This is a genomic window from Streptomyces sp. NBC_00846 (assembly GCF_045207325.1).
Classification (GTDB): domain Bacteria; phylum Actinomycetota; class Actinomycetes; order Streptomycetales; family Streptomycetaceae; genus Streptomyces.
In genome coordinates, this window is the sequence record NZ_CP108846.1 from 320974 (window position 1) to 337103 (window position 16130).

Genomic DNA, 16130 nt, shown 5'->3' on the forward strand with positions numbered 1-16130 from the left:
CGTCGGCCGCTTCGCTGCGCCGGGGCCGCGCGAGGTGGCGGGCGAGTGGTGCGGCTGCGGCTGCGGCCGTTCCAGATCATGACCCTGCGGCTCACGCCGGGCGACAACGTGTGGGGCGTTCGGGGCGAGTGCGCACCGCTGTGAGCCCGCCCCGTACCCTCTTTTCCATGAACGCTGGGGGGCCTGTGCGCCGTGTGATCGACGACCGTTTCGAACTGGTGAGCAGGCTCGGCAGTGGCGGTATGGGCATGGTGTGGCGGGCTCATGACCTGGCTCTGCACCGCGATGTGGCGCTCAAGGAAGTACGGCCTCCGGACCCCGCGCTCGCCGAGAACGACCCGGAGTCGGCCCGGCTGCTGCGCGAGCGGGTACTGCGTGAGGCCCGTGCGCTGGCCCGGCTCGACCACCCGGGTGTCGTCACGGTGCACCACATCGTGGACGGCGGCGATCACCCGTACCCGTGGATCGTGATGGAGCTGGTGCCCGGCGCCTCGCTCGCGGAGCGCCTCGCCGAGGGCACGCTCACCCCGGTCGAGGCCGCGGAGCTCGGCCGCGGGGTGCTGTCGGCGCTGTGCGCCGCCCACGCCGCGGGAATCCTGCACCGGGACGTCAAGCCCGCCAACGTACTGCTGCGGGCCGACGGCAGCCCGGTGCTCACCGACTTCGGCATCGCGGCGATCCGCGAGTCCACCAGTCTGACGGCGACCGGCTCCATCATCGGCTCCCCCGACTACATGGCGCCGGAGCGGATCCGCGGTGCGGAGGGCGACCCCTCGTCGGACCTGTGGTCGCTCGGCATGATGCTGTACGTCGCGGTGGAGGGCCGTCATCCGCTGCGCCGGGCGACGACGCTGGCGACGCTGGCGGCCGTGCTCGACGAGGAGATCCCGGCGCCCCGGCAGGCCGGTCCGCTGGCTCCCGTACTGACCGCGCTGCTGACCCGGGACACGGCGGCCAGGCCCGGCCCCGAGGAACTGGACCGGATGCTGGCGGCGGTGAGCGCGCCGGCCGTGACGCCGCCCGGGCGGGACCCCCGCCTCCCGCGGGATGCCGTACCGTCGCACCGGGAGCCGCTCACGCTGCGGGACGCGATACCGTCCGGCCCGACGGCCGTCCTGCTCACCGCCCCCGTCCGGCGTCCGGCCGGCGCATCCGGGCCCGGTCGCCGGTCCGTCCCCGCTCCCCCGCGTCCGGAGCCCGCGACACTGGGCGCCCAGGAGATCCGTCGCCGGATCCGGCGGGGCCGCGCCGTCGCGATCACCACCGCTCTCGCCGGGACCGCCCTGACCGGCGTCCTGGTGTGGTCGCTGGTGCCCGACCCGGACACGAAGACTTCCGGCAGCACCCCGTCCGCCCCGGCCCGGGCCTCCAACGGTCCCTCGGCCGCCGGGAACGACGGGGCGAAGGAGGCGAACGAGGCGCGGACCAAAAATCTGCTGACACCCGCCGGGGCCCGGTCCGTCATCGCCGCGCTCAAGCCGGTGATGGGCGGCACCCGGATCACCTCGTTCACGCTGTTCGAGGAGCACGCGCGCGTCGAGGCCCCGGTCGCGAAGAACAAGAACCTGTACGACGTCTACGCGTACCAGGACGGCGAGGCCACCCGCGAACGGGCCGGCGGCACCCTCGCGCCGGGTGCCAAGTCCGTGGACCTGGAGAAGATCGACTGGGACGCCCTCCCGGGGCTGATCCGCCGGGCCGACAAGGAGCTCGGTGTCGCCGAGCCCACCAGCCACTACGTGGACATCGATGCGGCCTCCCCGTTCGACGACTACCGGCCGACCCTCAGCGTCTACGTCTCCGACGAGTACGGCGGCGCCTATCTGCGGGCCGACATCAACGGCAAGGTGCTCAAGAAGTACCCGCGCAACGGCTGAGTTCGGCTCAGCCCAGCACCCATACCAGCACCAGCAGCACGGCCGCGATCACCACGCCCGACGCCAGCGCGCGGAAGCCGGCCGGAACACCGCCGGCACGGCGCTTCACCTCGGCCGTCGGCGGGACGAGGCTGTTCGCGCGGGCCAGCCACTCGCGCGGCGGGTTGTTGGGGATGACGACCCGCCAGGGCTGCTCGGGGTCGTACTCGACGACCGCCCTGGACCTGTGCAGCAGCCCCTGCAGGTCGAGGGGGTGACGGACCTCGATCCGGTACGGGGGCAGCTCGTCGGTCACCACGGTCAGGTCGAAGGCGAACACGGACTTCACGGCCTGCCCGTCGGCGACCGGCCGGCCGTTCTCCTTGTTCACCGCCTTCACCCCGTTGACCACGGCGGGCGCGAAGGCGCGCGGGCCGCCGGAGCGCAGCCCGGGGGCGGCGATGCCCGACTTCATGTCCTCGGCCGCCTTGCCGTACGCCGTCAGGGCCAGGGCCGTCACGGGGAGCGCGAGCATCAGCAGCCAGCGGGGGCCGTCCACGGCGCCCTGGACCACTGCGGCCAGCGCGAGGCCGGTGCCGAGCGCGGACACCACGGTGAACAGCCTGAAGAAGCCGCGCAGGGAGGACGTGGAGGAGGTCGACGTGGTCATGAGAGGCGCAGCACCTTCCGGCGGGGGATGACGACCCTGGTGAGGGCCGGGTCGTCGGGGCGGTCGGCGTCGTACAGGGCGAGGACGTCCCGCTTGAGGGCGACGCGTTCCACGACGGCCGGGACCTCCTGGCGCACCCCGGCCGTGTCGTCGAACACCACGGTGACCTCGCCGTACTTGCGGCGACCAAAGCAGGCCGGTTCCGGTCACCGGGACCGGCCTGCTCCGGGGTCTCCTCAGAGAGCCGTGCCGGTGCCGTCGGCGTCGGCGGCACCGGCACGGCGTCTGCGTGCCGCCGCAGCGAGGCCCGCGCCGGTCAGGATGCTCACGCCCGCGAGGGCGCCCAGGGAGGTCAGGACCAGGCGGCTGGTACCCGTCGGGGCCATCGGCGAGTCCGCCGGTGTCCGGTCTCCGGCGGCCTGCCGGATCAGATCGGCGACGACGTCGGGGTGCGAGATCATCGCGGCGTGGGAGGAGTCGACCTCGACGGTGTGCGACTTGGCGCGCTTGGCCTCGAAGCGTTCGAGGTCCGGGGCGATGGCCTTGTCCCGGGTGGCGACCAGCGCCCAGGACGGGATGGTCCGCCAGGCCGCCGCGGTCGCCTTGTCCATGAACGCGGCTCCGCTGATGGGGTGTTGGGCGGCGGCCAGCGCGGCCGCGGTGTCCGGCGGCACGTCCGCCGCGAAGACGTCGTGGAACTTCTCGGACCGGATGTACAGGTCGGTGCCCTCCTTGCCGTCGGAGCCCAGGGTCGGCACCGGCTTCAGGGCCGTGTTCAGGTCGCTGCCCGCGAACTTCGTGCCCAGATCCGCGAGCCCCTCGCCCTTGTCCGGCATGAACGCGGACACGTACACCAGTGATGTGACGTTCGGGTTCCCGGCGGCGGCGTTGCCGATCACCGCACCGCCGTAGGAATGCCCGGCCAGCACGATCGGTCCCTTGATGGTCTTGAGAACGGCGGCGAGGGACGCGGAGTCACCGGCGAGCCCACGCAGCGGATTGGCCGGGACCGTGACCTGGTACCCGTGACGTTTCAGGCGTTCCACCACGCCGTTCCAACCCGAGGCATCGGCGAACGCGCCGTGCACCAGCACCACCGTGGGCTTGGCGGCGGCCTGATCGCCGCCGTCGGCTGCGGCGGCGGGTACGGGGGCAGTGGTCAGGGCGGCCGTGGTGAGCGCTGCGGCGAGGGTCTGCGCGCGACGCCCGCGTATCCGTCTCCGCGGGGCGAGGAAGGTCGAGACGGTCATGCTGTTCTCTCTTCGTCGTGGACCGGTTGATTGGGCTCAGCGTCGCCAGGCCCGGCCCGAACAGCTCGACACGAGGAGCAGGAGAGTGAAGACCGCCGACGTTCGGGTGAGAAGTGAGCGACGCGGAGTGACGATGCGGGAGGGTCCTGCCACTCCTCGTACGCCGTGGTCACCGTCCCACGAGGGGCGGTGGCGGACCGGGTGGGGTATTCCGGAAGCATGGTGTCCCGGCGATTCCTGCAATCGTTCCGCGAGTCCGGAAGACGCAGGAACTCACTCGTGGCGGTACCGTTCGTGCTGATCGCCCTCGTCACGATGGTGGACATCGTCACGCCGCCGGATGTCCATCTCGGCCCGTTCCTGGTGGCGGCACCCGCGCTGGCCGCGTCGTTCGCCGGGCCGCACCTGACGGCGTTCGTCGGCGCCGTCGCCGTTCTGACCCAGTCCCTCGTGGCCGTCAGGCACACCGACGTCAGCGACCTCAACCACACCTACCAGATCGTCGCGCTCATCCTCATCTCCGCCTTCGTCACCTTCTTCGCCCACCTGAGAGAACGCAACGAGCTGGCGGTGACGCAGTTGCGTTCGGTGGCCGAGGCGGCGCAGCGTGTGGTGCTGTGGCCGCTGCCGGTACGAAGTGGCCCGCTGCGCATCGCCTCGGTCTATCTGGCCGCGGAGGCGGAGGCGCAGATCGGGGGCGATCTCTACGCGGCCGCCCGCACCGGCGACGGCACCCGGCTGATCATCGGTGATGTACGCGGCAAGGGGCTGTCCGCGATCGGTGAGGCAGCAAGTGTGCTGGGTGCCTTCCACGCGCTGTCCCGCCAGGAGTCGCGGCTGCCGGATCTGGTGGCGCATCTGGAGGCGAGCGTCACCCCGGAGCAGAACTTCGCCGTACATGACGCGGACGACGACGAGGATCTCGCGGAGTCCTTCGTCACCGCGGCCATTCTCGACATCCCCGATGCCGGCACCGAGCTCCACCTGGTCAGCTGCGGTCATCCACCGCCGTTGCTGCTGCGGGCGGGCGAGGCGATCCCGCTCCATGTGCGGGTGCCCGCCCCGCCGCTCGGTCTGGCACAACTGGTGGTCACCGAACACATGACGGAGACGTTCGCCTTCGGCGTCGGCGACACCCTGCTTCTGTACACGGACGGTGTCATCGAGTCCCGGGACCGGTCGGGAGTCTTCTATCCGCTCCGGGAACGGGCCGCTTCGCGATGCGGCCAGGGCCCGGAAAACCTGCTGAACTCGCTCTGCGCCGACCTCGTCCGCCATGCCGGTGGCCGGCTGGGCGACGACGCGGCACTGGTCGCCATCGAACGGCTCCCGACTCCGGGGTGACCACCGACGGTCTCCGCGCGACGGCCGGCGTCTCACGCCGGCTCAGTTCTGGCGGCCTCGCAGCCGGCGCGACACGGCACGCAGCCAGGGGTGGCGTTCGTGCACGTGCGCCGAACGCCGGTCGAGCTCCTTGCCCAGGCGTTCCGTGCGCTTGTCGATGTCGAGCTCGTCCAGAATCCGGTCCACCTCGGCAAGCAGAGCTCCGTGCAACTGCCACTGTCCGGGGTGTTCCTGAACGGCCTCGAGAAGCAGGTCCGCCACCCGGTCCCGGGTCGTGCGGCTGACGGCGAGTGCGCGGGCCAGCCGGTCCTCCGCCTCCTCGGCGTTCTCCGCGACCGGAGTGGTGATCAGCTCCGAGAAGCTCTCGATGGCTCCGGCCATCTGCCCGAACAGCTCCTTCAGGGATGCGGCGACGTCGGCGGGGAACAGCGTCTCCTCGGTACGGGCCTTGGCCAGGTCGGTCAGCGTGCGGGACAGCACCCGCAGCACCACGGCGCAGATCTCCAGGGTATCCAGACCGGTGCGCAGCACGACCCGGTACAGCAGTCCCTGCCGGACGCGCGGATTGAGCGTGAGGCCTTCCTCGGCCTGCCGGAGGGAGGCGTCGACCTCCACGATGTCGTGGTCCAGCCGGCGAGCCTCGTGGAGCCGGCCGGCCGCCCGCTGGACCGAGATGTGACCCGTGACGTCGTCCCCCATGGCACGGAACATGTGTCCCATCGCCCGGGCCAGGCTGTCGATGGAGGCGCCCGCCGGCTGTACCCACACCGGTGGCGCGAAGAGCAGGTTGAACAGCAGTCCCACGCCCGCGCCGATCAGGGTTTCCAGCACGCGGTCCCATGCGGTGTACGCGACCTGCGAGACGCCCAGGACGAGCATCGCGCTGATCGCCACCTCGGGGACGAACTCGTCGACCCGCACCAGCCGCCCGATGATCAGCGAGGCGAAGATCGTCAGTCCGAGGCTCCACCAGCTGAGGCCGACCAGGGCGCTGAGCGCGGTGGCGATGAGCACCCCGACCACGACCGAGTTCACCCGGCGGATCCCGGTGGTGAGGGTCGCGTAGAGGGTGACCTGTACGACGAGGAGGGCGGTGAGCGGTGCCGTGAGCGGTGCGGGATTCGGCAGGGTCCACACCGCGACGACGTAGGCGATGACGGCGGCTGCCGTGGAGCGCAGGGTCTGCGCCCCCACGGGTTCGGTCGTCCGCCGGACAAGCTTGATCACGGGCTCGGATACGGACACTGCTGGCATCTCTGTCCCATGCCCGCCCGCACGCCGTCACACCGCCTCGGCGCACCGAACCCCACCGTACGGCCGTGCCCGTACGCATCGGATGCGCCACGGGCGCGGCGGCCGCACCTGCCCGCCGCCCTCTTGCCGCCTCTTTCCGGCGCTTCAGCTCGCGAATCCCACGTGCACGTGGTCGTGATGGGTGGCGTCGGTGAAGAACTGATTCGCCATCGCGCCCCCGGTGAGCCGGATCGGTCCGCCGACGTTGTACGAGCCGGCCGCTGCCGCGTCCCGCATGAACGATTCGGTCAGCCGGTGCGGGGTGGCCGGATCGACGACCTCGTGCCCGTCGATCCGCCATACGTCGAAGGCGCGGCCCGGTGGGTGGTCGCTGGGCCGGTCGGTGCCGAACACGTACAACGGATGTCCGGAGCGGAACACGGTGATGTCCATCCGGTACGCGCCGGCCAGTCGCAGCAGGGCCCGCAGGACGGACGGGTGAATGTGTCCGCTGCGGATGTCGGCCTCCGCCGCGGGCGGCAGGCCGATCCGCGGGTCGTCCAGCACCTGCCGCGCCACCGCGGGCAGCGACGCGGCGGCGGCACCGGGGCGGCCCGGGTGGAGCGCGGTGACCTCCCAGCGGGGCCGCGCCCGGCTCAGGCGTACGTCGACGGTCGTGCCGCCCGCGTGCCCGGGGGTCCATTGCCGGCAGACCACCATCACGCTGGCCGTGTCCGCCAGAATCCCGCCGTACTGCGCGTCGATCACCTGGAGCGCGGCACCGTCGGTGGTGGACTCGTCGGGCCGCAGCGGGCCCGCCGAGTCCACCAGTGACGGTGCGGCCCCCAGCGCGGCCACCCGCCTCTTCGCCGCGGCCGCGCTCCCCTGCCCGGCGGGCCACGCGCCGATTGCCTCCACCACCTGTACGGCGCGGAGTTTCACGTCGGGGTCCACGTCGTCGCGGTCGGGACGCCAGGCAGTGGTCGTGGGCAGCGGCGGCGGGGAGGACTGCGGCGGGGACGCGCGCGTGGACGGTCCGGCCGCGGTCCGGGAGGTTGCCGTACAGCCCGCGGTGCCCACGAGCAGACCACCGGTGCCGAGCAGCAGGGCGCGTCGGCCGAGTGGTTGGCGCATGCGATCGCCCCGTTCCCGTTCGGGGCCCACGTCACGGGGACGGGTGCCCGTGACAGATGGTGCCCGTACAGATGTCGATGGTCCGCCACCGGACTCAGCGTCGCCGGGACCGGCGGTGACGGCGCGGCCCCGACAGCAACGGAGTGACGCGGACCGCCCGCCCGGGTGAGCGCAGGGCCCGGCCGCAGCACCGCGTTGGCCGGGCCCGGCCGGGGCGGTGCTGCGCCGCGTCGGCCTTCTGTGGTCAGGGCTGACGACCGGGTGAGGTCGTAAGCATGAGGTTCTGACCGGTCCTCACCTGGTCGGTGCGCAGCGGCCGTCTCCCGCTGGGGTCGACGGCGGCCCCGGGCTCCCTGCCCGGCTGGGCTCCCGGGGGCCTCCGTACGGTGGAACCTGCCTCGTCCTCTCGTCTCCAGGAGCACGCATGACCTTCGACGTCGACGCTGTCCGCGCCCGGATCCCCGCCCTGAAGTCGGGCTCCGCCCGGTTCGACGCCCCCGGCGGCACCCAGACACCGCAACCGGTGATCGACGCCATCGCGGACGCACTGGCCAACCCGCTCGCCAACCGGGGCCGTCTCACCGAGGGCGAGCGCAACGCGGAGGCGGTCGTGATCCGCGCCCGCCGCGCGCTGGCCGACCTGCTGGGCGCCGATCCGCGGGGCATCGTGTTCGGCCGCAGCTCCACCCAGCTGACCTACGATCTGTCCCGCACCCTGGCGAAGAACTGGGGCCCGGGCGACGAAGTGGTCGTCAGCAGTCTCGACCACGACTCCAACATCCGCCCCTGGATCCAGGCGGCCGAGGCCATGGGCGCCACGGTCCGCTGGGCGGAGTTCGACCCGGCCACCGGTGAACTGACGGTTGATGACATCGCCGCCGTACTCTCGGCGCGCACCCGCCTGGTCGCCGTGACCGCGGCGTCCAACCTGATCGGTACACGCCCCGGCATTCCCGCCGTCGCCGACGTGGTGCACCGGGCAGGAGCCCTGTTGCACGTCGACGCGGTGCACTACGCCTCGCACGCCGCCGTCGACCTGCGCGGTCTCGGAGCCGACTTCCTGGTCTGCTCGCCGTACAAATTCCTCGGCCCGCACCTGGGCGTCCTGGCGAGCCGTCCCGAGTTGCTGGAGACGCTGCGGCCGGACAAGCTGCTGCCCTCCACCGACGTGGTTCCCGAGCGCTTCGAACTGGGCACCCTTCCGTACGAACTGCTGGCCGGGGCCGCTGCGGCGGTGGACTTCCTCGCCTCGCTGGCCCCCGGGATCGACGGCACCCGGCGGGAACGGCTGCTCGCCGCCTTCGCGGCGATCGAGGCCCATGAGGACGCCCTGCGGGCCCGCATGGAGAAGGGACTGGCGGGCCTCGGTGGCATCACCGTGCACTCCCGGGCCGCGCACCGAACGCCCACGCTGCTGCTGACCCTGGCGGGCCGCAGCGCCACCGCCACCTCGCAGTACTTGGCGGAGCGGGACATCGTCGCCCCGGCCGGATCCTTCTACGCACTGGAGGCTTCCCGCCGGCTCGGGCTCGGGGAGGCGGGCGGAGTGCGGATCGGCCTGGCGCCCTACAACAACGAAGCGGACGTCGACCGCCTGCTGGACGCCCTCTCCGGCCTCCTCGGCACGGCACCCGCCGAGGGCTGACCCGGGCGCATCGGTGGGCCCGGTCCCGCTGCGCAACATGCTGGTCGACGCGGTGCCGGAGGTACTCAGGCGATGAAGGGGCGGTCGTAGGGAGCGATGGGGGCCGGGAGCACCGTGGAGCCACTCAGATAGCGGTCCGTCGCGGCGGCGACGGACCGTCCCTCCGCGATGGCCCACACCACGAGGGACTGGCCGCGGCCCGCGTCACCGGCGATGAAGACACCGCCGTTCCCGGCGCGGGCCGCCCGCGCGCGCAAGCCCTCCGGGACCGCCCCTTCAGCTGTCTCGACTGCTTCCACTGATTCCGCCGTCTCAGCGGCGAAGGTGGCATCCCGGGCGAAGTTTCCCCGGCCGTCCAGCGTGAGTCCGAGCTGCCGCACGAGGCCGGTGTCGCGTTCGGGACCGAAGAAGCCGAGGGCGAGCAGGACGAGATCCGCCGGCAGCACCTGCTCCGTCTCCAGCAGCGGCCTTCTGCCCTCGGGCTCCACCTCGGCCAGGCGCAGCACGCGCACATGGCCGGTCCGGTCGCCTTCGAAGCGGAGGGTGGCGGAGGAGAACAGTCTCGGATCCACGCCGTCCCGCCCCCGGGCCTCCTCGTGGGCGTGGGATATCCGATAGACCTTCGGGTACACGGGCCAGGGCTCGGTGTCCCGCCGGGCGGCACCGGGCTCCGGGTTGATGTCGAGCTGTACGGCGGAGGCCGCGCCCTGGCGCAGGACAGTGCCCAGACAGTCCGATCCGGTGTCCCCGCCGCCGATGATCACCACGTGTCTGTCCTCGGCGGTCACGACCGGCACGTCGCGGTCGCCCTCCACGGCCCGGTTGGCCAGGGTCAGGTACTCCATGGCCTGGTGGATGCCGTACAACTCACGGCCCGGGACGGGCAGCTCCCGTCGCCCGGTGGCTCCGACGGCGACGACGAGCGCGTCGTACCGGTCCGCGAGCTCGGCGGCGTCGAGATCGCCCCCGATGTCCACGCCCGTAAGGAACTTGGTGCCCTCCGCGCGCATCTGCTCGACACGGCGGTCGAGGTGGCACTTCTCCATCTTGAACGCGGGGATGCCGTAGCGCAGCAGTCCGCCGACGCGGTCGGCGCGCTCGTAGACGGCGACGGTGTGTCCGGCGCGGGTGAGTTGCTGCGCTGCCGCCAGTCCCGCCGGTCCCGACCCGATGACGGCGACGGTCTTGCCGCTGAGCCGCTCGGGCGGCTGCGGCGTGGTGTACCCGCGCGCCCAGCTCTCGTCGGCGATCGCCTGCTCGACATTCTTGATCGTCACCGGATCGGCGTTGATGGTGAGCACGCAGGCTTCCTCGCACGGCGCCGGGCACAACCGCCCGGTGAACTCGGGGAAGTTGTTCGTCGCGTGCAGCCGCTCGGCCGCTGCCCACCAGTCGCCCTTGCGCGCGTACGCGTTCCACTCGGGGATGAGGTTTCCCAGCGGGCAGCCGCTGTGACAGAACGGTATGCCGCAGTCCATGCACCGCCCCGCCTGCTGGGACACAAGTGGAAGCCTGGCCTGCCCCGCGTAGACCTCGTTCCAGTCGCTCAGCCGTTCCTGGACCGGGCGCGCCGGGACGGGCCGGCGGGGGGCCCTGAGGAAGCCATGGGGATCGGTCATCCGCCGCCTCCGTCGCTGACTCGCGGTGCACAGGCGTTACGCCCAGACTACGCCCGCAATCACCCCTCGTTCCTGGCCGGGCCACCGGCCGGACGACGCGATACGCTCGTTTTTGTAGGCACGCGTTCCGACCACGGAGGCGGCCATGAGCGAGTACGACGAGTACCCGACGCCGTCACAGGCAGAGGGCGAGCGGCTGGAAGAGGACATGAACCCGGCCGAGGAGCGGCACCCCGCCACGATGCGGACCCAGCCGTCGCAGGCCGAGGGTGAGCGCCGAGCGGAGGATGCCGAGAGCTGAAAGAGGCGGCAGCTGTACGGTGGCGGCTCCTTGCCGGTTCGTGCCGGAGCGAGTTCCACACGTACAGCTGCTGCGGCGTACGGCGCCTCGGGGAAGTCCGCACCCGGCGGTCCGGCGCGGCACGTATACGCCCCTGGGGGTGGTGCGCGTGTCCGTAGGCGAAGGAGGTCCGCCCGTATGGATTCGGATCGTGCCGGCCGGTTGGTGTCGGCGCTTCGTGACCGCAATGTGATGGCCCACCTCGTGGAGGCGGGTGTCTACGAGTTCGGGATCCGGGTCGTCCTCGACGAGGGAATCGAGGCGCTGTGGGACGTCGACGGGGCCTCCGGTCTCGACGCGGAGATCGTCAGCGACGGGGTACTCATCGGCTTCGTCCCTCATGTACCCGGCTCGGAGAGTTTCACCGAGGAGCAGCTCGTGGAGAGCATCGCGACGACGCGGTACTCGACGGAGGGGCTCGGTCCGCCCAGCGGCACTCCTGCCCCGGCCGTACCCCCGGCCGCCGAGACCGCGTCCCTCCACGAAACCGCGCCGTCGCCCACTCCCCCGGTCACTCCGCCCGTCGCCCGGTACCAGCGCCGGTCCCACTGGATCCGGCGGGGCAAGGAGAGCGGGCCCCGGCACTGACCGGACGCCCGTCCAGCCCGCATCGCCCGGCACGCGGGGCCGGGCCAAGGCTGGACGGGGTGCGCCTCGCGGGCCGGATGCCGTCGCGCCCTTGTCAGACGCCCGCGGCCCGCGCCGTCTCGTACACCTCGGTCGCCACGTCGATCAGCTCCGCGGCGTCGCGCGTCGTGCCCTGGAGGTCCAGCAGGATCTCCAGTACGCCCGTCGCGGCGTGTGCCACCAGGTCTTCGACGATCTGCGCCACGCTCCCGTGGAAGGGCTGCCTGTCCGCGCCCTCGAACGGCTTGGCGGTGTACCGCGCGTTGGCGCGGGCGCAGACGTCGAGCGGACGCTCCCGGCCACGCTCGGCGGCCATGTCCCGTACCCGCTGCCATTGCTCGGTCAGCTGGGCGGCGCCCATGGCCACGGGCATCCAGCCGTCCGCCCGGTCCACCAATCGGCGGGTGGCACGGGTGCTGTTCGCGGGCAGGTAGACCGGGATGGGACGCACCGGCTTCGGGCCGACCTCGGACGGGGCAATGGTGGTCAGCTCGCCCTCGTACGAGACGGGGTCCGGGCCCCAGACGGCCGCGCACACGTCCAGCAGCTCGTCCAGGACCGCGCCGCGCTTCTCGAAGGGCGCGACGGAAGCGGCCGCGTACTCGTCCAGGGACCAGCCCGTGCCGAGGCCCGCGATCACTCGTCCCCCGCTCGCGACGTCCAGCGAGGCGAGCGACCGGGCCAGCTGGAACGGCACGTGCAGCGGCGCGACCAGGACGCTGGTGCCCAGCCGCGCCCGGCCGGTGGCCGCGGCGGCCAGCGCGAGCGTGACCAGCGGGTCGGCGACGCTGCGGTACTGATCGGGCCACGGCAGCCCCGGTACGCCGTACAGCCCCTGGGTGGCCGGCTCGGGGAACAGGACCCGCTCGAAAACCCAGAGGCTCGCGTATCCGGTCTCCTCCGCCGCGCGGGCCACGGTGGCCACATCGCGGCCGATGTCGTACTGCTTCATCTGCGGGAGTCCGAGACCGAGTGGGATCGGCATGAATGCGCTCCTTCATGATGGCTGCGGAAACAACTACCTCAGAACACTTACGTCCTTCCCGCCCGGTGGCCGTCGAAAGACACGGCGTGCGGGGCCTCGTCGTCGTCCGCCGCACGGCCCGCTCCCGGACGGCGCCGGTGAGGCCGGGCAGCGCGGCGGTACGTGGTCGCGGGCCGATCGGTTCAGGCCGGTCGCGCCAGGGCCTGCAGAGGGAGCACTCCCGCGCCGGAGAACAGGCCGCGGGCCGCGCTGACGCGCCGTTCGCGCGCCGGGCCCGGTGCGGTCAGGCGGTCCAGGGAGCGCAGCAGCGCCCGGGGGTCCGTCGCGTAGTCGGTGAGACCGTGCTCCGCCATACGTCGGACGCCTTCCCTGCCATGGCCCGGAATGGCCCGGTAGCCGATCACCGGAACTCCGGCGGCCATGGCTTCGAGTGCCGTTTGGCCTGCCGCGTTGTCGATGAGTGCGCGGGAGGCGCTCATGAGGCCCGGCATGTCGTCGACCCAGCCCGCCGCGCGTACATGCGCGAGGCGCGACAGTTCCCGGCGCAACCAGGTGTTCGTACCGCAGAGCACGACCGGTACGTATCCCGCCGCGGCCACCAGGCGCGCGGTCCCGGCCACACGCGATCCGGCCCCCCAGGCGCCCGTCGAGATCAGCACGGGCGGCCGGCCCGGCAAGACGAGACGTCGCCGCCAGTCCGCCGCCGGCGGTGCCGGGGCATGGAACCGGGGTGCCACCATCGCGCCGGACACGACCGTCGGACGCCGTACCGCTCGCCGTACCTGATGTGCGAGATCGGACGTGAGGCACAGATGGAGATCGTTGCCCGGGTGCAGCCACTGGCGGTGAACGGCGAAGTCGGTGATGACGACGGCGCTCGGGATCGTGAGCGCGCCGCGGGCGCGGAGCCCGCCGGTGAGCTGGGCGGCGAGGTGGAAGACGGGGACGATCACGTCCGGCCGCTGCCGCGCGACGAGGTCGAGCAGCCGTCGCTGCGCGAGGACCGCCAACGGGGAACTGCCGGGCCGGGGACCGCCGCCGGTCCGGAAGAAGGCCGCGTACAGCGCGGAATAGACCACGGGCGTGCGGCAGACGGCCGTCCGGTAGAAGGAGCGCAGTGCGCCGCCGATTCCCGGGGGCAGCAGGTCGAGGACATCGACCGTCGTCGTCCGCTCTCCGCCGGCCTCCAGTCTGCGGGCCAGTTCGGCGGCCACCACATGGTGACCGGAGCCCATGCCGGCGCTCAGGATCAGGAAGCGTCCTGGCGCCGCGTTCATCGGACGTACGCTCCGGGTACTCCCTGCTCGCCGTCCGGCGCGGGGCCGTTTTGACGGGACCTCCACCGGTAGCAGCAAAAGCCCTCCGGGCGGCGGAGCGCTCCGCACGGGTCCGGTAGCTCGGTCGGACGAGCGGCAGGCACGTGATCACCTCTGAGGTCGGCAGCCCTCGGAGTATCCGTCGGGACGGGCGCGGAACCCGGTACTTCCGTCCTGTCGGTGCGTTCGGTGCAGTGAGGTGTCGGCTTCAACGGTTTTACGGGAGCCCACTCGGGCTACCCCTAACCAGACCCGACACCGCAATGCCCGCGTCCGTGGTCTTCGAGGGGCGGGCCACCGTGCCGCACAGTACTGAGACAGGGAGAGGCCATGCCACGTGTTCCGTGCATCGCTCGCGGCGTGCCGGGTGGCGACGCGTCGGACGGTCATGACGTCGGGGCCGGGGTGGCCCTGGTGACGGGGGCCTCCTCGGGTATCGGGGCCGCGGTGTCACAGCGGATCGCCGCCGAAGGCGGCTGGCGGCTTCTGGTGAGCGGGCGCGACCGGCAGCGGCTCGACGGTATCGCGGCGACGACGTGCTCGACGCCGCTGTACGCGGACCTGATGTCGCTCGAGGGTACGGAGCAACTGGTCGAGGAGGCCCTCGACACCGCCGGTCGGGTGGACCTGCTCGTCGCGGCGGCCGGGGTCGGCTGGGCGGGCTCCTTCCACGCGATGCCGGCTGCCGCCGCCGACCGGGTCCTCACCGTGGATCTGGTGTCCGTCGTCCATCTCGTACGGCTGTTGCTGCCGCACATGCTCGCGGCGGGGCGCGGACACATCATGCTGATCGGGTCGGTGGCGGGATCCACCGGCGTCCGCGGTGAGGCGGTCTATTCGGCGGCGAAGGCTGCCCTTGCCGCCTTCGCGGACGCTCTGCGCTACGAATTGAAGGGAACCGGTGTGCGCATCACGCACATGGTTCCCGGTGTGGTGGACACGCCGTTCTTCGAACGACGAGGGATGCCGTACGCCCGTTCGTGGCCCCGGCCGATGGCGCCGGAACGCGTCGCCGACGCGGTCTGGGAGGCCTTCACGGCGGACCGTGAGGAGGTGTACGTCCCCGGTTGGCTGCGCTTGCCGGGGTGTGTGCGCTCCGTGGCTCCCGGGCTCTATCACCGGCTCGCGGCCCGCTTCGGCTGATCGGCGACATGAACGTCCTCGCCGTGGTTCTGGCGCTGTGGGCGGCCCTGGCCAATGGGGCGGCATCCGTGCTGCAGCGGCGCGCCGCCATGGAGCAGGCGGAGTCCGAGGCGGTGGGCGGCGGGCCGGCGGTGTGGCAGGGGATGCGCGGTCTGGCGCGGCTGGTGCGCCGGCGCTTCTGGCTGGCCGGTGTGACGGTGCTCGGGCTGTCCGCGCTCCTGCAGGCGGGGGCGCTGGCGGTCGGCAGCCTGTCGGTGGTGCAGCCGCTGATGGCGAGCGAACTCCTCTTCACCCTGCTGCTCGGCACCGTGGTCTTCCATCACCGTCCGGGCGGCCGCACCTGGCTGTCCTTCCTGATGCTCGCAGCAGGTCCGGCGCTCTTCCTGGCCGCCGTCGGCCCGTCGGCCGGGGAGGGAACCGGAAAGGCCGGTGCCTGGCTGCCTGTCGGAATCCTCGCCGCCACCGCAGTGCTCGCGCTGTTCCTGGTGGCCCGTACGCTCAGCGGCGCCGCCGGCGCCGCGGTGCTGGGCTGTGCCACGGCCGTCTCCTTCGCCTGCACGGCCGCTCTGATCAAGGAGGTCACCGGCCGGGTCCCGGAGGGAGCGGCCGTGGTCTTCACGACGGGGTACGTGTACGCGCTGGGCTGCGCCGGTCTGCTGAGTCTGCTGCTGTTGCAGAACGCTCTGCGTGCCGGGACCCTGGCCGCTTCCCAGCCGGCGCTCACGCCAGGGGACGCGCTGGTGAGTGTGGTGCTGGGGAAGGCCCTGTTCGGCGAGCGGATCGCGCTGGGTGATCATCTGCTGCCGGCCACGCTGGGTGCGTGCCTGGTGGCTGCCGGCACGGTGGGCCTGTCGCTCTCCCCGGCGGTCGCGGGTCACTGGGATGCGACGAGAACGAGCCGGCGGCACGGCGGCGCCGACCGACTGACGACGGCCGCCGACGACGAAGGGACAGAAGCCCGTTGAACC

Annotated in this window: 15 protein-coding genes; 7 read left to right on the top strand and 8 right to left on the bottom strand. The window is 72.3% G+C overall.

Going from position 1 to position 16130, the window contains the following annotated elements:
- Positions 1 to 167: 167 nt before the first annotated feature.
- The gene (locus tag OG936_RS01545; protein ID WP_406491973.1) at positions 168 to 1877 is read left to right on the top strand and encodes a protein kinase domain-containing protein; all 1710 of its coding nucleotides are present in this window, start codon (positions 168 to 170) and stop codon (positions 1875 to 1877) included.
- A gap of 7 nt (positions 1878 to 1884) precedes the next feature.
- Here the strand turns inward: OG936_RS01545 and OG936_RS01550 are convergent, their stop codons facing one another.
- The 3 genes from OG936_RS01550 to OG936_RS01560 form a co-directional block, all read right to left on the bottom strand.
- Entirely contained in the window at positions 1885 to 2526 is a 642-nt protein-coding gene (locus tag OG936_RS01550; RefSeq protein WP_406491975.1) for a hypothetical protein, read from the bottom strand.
- Positions 2523 to 2684: a hypothetical protein gene (locus tag OG936_RS01555; RefSeq protein WP_406491977.1), complete on the bottom strand. Its 162-nt coding sequence runs from the start codon at positions 2682 to 2684 to the stop codon at positions 2523 to 2525. The genes OG936_RS01550 and OG936_RS01555 overlap by 4 nt, the downstream gene beginning before the upstream one ends.
- 78 nt (positions 2685 to 2762) lie before the next feature.
- A complete protein-coding gene (locus OG936_RS01560) occupies positions 2763 to 3776 on the bottom strand; it encodes an alpha/beta fold hydrolase (protein ID WP_406491979.1) in 1014 nt (337 codons plus the stop codon).
- A gap of 279 nt (positions 3777 to 4055) precedes the next feature.
- Here OG936_RS01560 and OG936_RS01565 point away from each other — a divergent pair, with 279 nt between their 5' ends.
- A complete protein-coding gene (locus tag OG936_RS01565) occupies positions 4056 to 5120 on the top strand; it encodes a PP2C family protein-serine/threonine phosphatase (protein ID WP_406491980.1) in 1065 nt (354 codons plus the stop codon).
- Positions 5121 to 5162: 42 nt separating this feature from the next.
- Here OG936_RS01565 and OG936_RS01570 read toward each other — a convergent pair whose 3' ends face one another.
- On the bottom strand, positions 5163 to 6374 hold the full coding sequence (locus OG936_RS01570) for an FUSC family protein (RefSeq protein ID WP_406491982.1): 1212 nt from the start codon (positions 6372 to 6374) through the stop codon (positions 5163 to 5165).
- Positions 6375 to 6518: 144 nt separating this feature from the next.
- Positions 6519 to 7487 (bottom strand): hypothetical protein, encoded by a 969-nt coding sequence (locus OG936_RS01575; protein WP_406491984.1) that lies wholly within the window; start codon positions 7485 to 7487, stop codon positions 6519 to 6521.
- Between the two features lie 424 nt (positions 7488 to 7911).
- Between OG936_RS01575 and OG936_RS01580 the strand changes: the two genes are divergently transcribed.
- Positions 7912 to 9132: a cysteine desulfurase-like protein gene (locus OG936_RS01580; RefSeq protein ID WP_406491986.1), complete on the top strand. Its 1221-nt coding sequence runs from the start codon at positions 7912 to 7914 to the stop codon at positions 9130 to 9132.
- A gap of 65 nt (positions 9133 to 9197) precedes the next feature.
- Here the strand turns inward: OG936_RS01580 and OG936_RS01585 are convergent, their stop codons facing one another.
- On the bottom strand, positions 9198 to 10751 hold the full coding sequence (locus OG936_RS01585; protein WP_406491987.1) for a glutamate synthase subunit beta: 1554 nt from the start codon (positions 10749 to 10751) through the stop codon (positions 9198 to 9200).
- Positions 10752 to 10896: 145 nt separating this feature from the next.
- On the opposite strand from OG936_RS01585, the gene OG936_RS01590 reads away from it, so the two are divergent.
- Together OG936_RS01590 and OG936_RS01595 are read left to right on the top strand one after the other, a co-directional pair.
- Positions 10897 to 11052 carry a hypothetical protein gene (locus OG936_RS01590; protein ID WP_266744527.1) on the top strand — a complete coding sequence of 52 codons (156 nt, stop codon included), beginning with the start codon at positions 10897 to 10899 and terminating at the stop codon, positions 11050 to 11052.
- A gap of 177 nt (positions 11053 to 11229) precedes the next feature.
- Positions 11230 to 11679: a hypothetical protein gene (locus tag OG936_RS01595; RefSeq protein ID WP_406491989.1), complete on the top strand. Its 450-nt coding sequence runs from the start codon at positions 11230 to 11232 to the stop codon at positions 11677 to 11679.
- A 94-nt stretch (positions 11680 to 11773) separates the two neighbouring features.
- Here the strand turns inward: OG936_RS01595 and OG936_RS01600 are convergent, their stop codons facing one another.
- Together OG936_RS01600 and OG936_RS01605 are read right to left on the bottom strand one after the other, a co-directional pair.
- Positions 11774 to 12703, bottom strand: coding sequence for a TIGR03619 family F420-dependent LLM class oxidoreductase (locus tag OG936_RS01600; protein ID WP_406491991.1), 930 nt, complete (start codon positions 12701 to 12703; stop codon positions 11774 to 11776).
- Positions 12704 to 12885: 182 nt separating this feature from the next.
- Positions 12886 to 13980, bottom strand: coding sequence for an MGDG synthase family glycosyltransferase (locus OG936_RS01605; RefSeq protein ID WP_406491993.1), 1095 nt, complete (start codon positions 13978 to 13980; stop codon positions 12886 to 12888).
- Between the two features lie 369 nt (positions 13981 to 14349).
- Between OG936_RS01605 and OG936_RS01610 the strand changes: the two genes are divergently transcribed.
- Together OG936_RS01610 and OG936_RS01615 are read left to right on the top strand one after the other, a co-directional pair.
- The gene (locus OG936_RS01610) at positions 14350 to 15162 is read left to right on the top strand and encodes an SDR family NAD(P)-dependent oxidoreductase (protein ID WP_406491995.1); all 813 of its coding nucleotides are present in this window, start codon (positions 14350 to 14352) and stop codon (positions 15160 to 15162) included.
- An 8-nt stretch (positions 15163 to 15170) separates the two neighbouring features.
- A complete protein-coding gene (locus OG936_RS01615; RefSeq protein ID WP_406491997.1) occupies positions 15171 to 16127 on the top strand; it encodes a DMT family transporter in 957 nt (318 codons plus the stop codon).
- Positions 16128 to 16130: the final 3 nt, after the last annotated feature.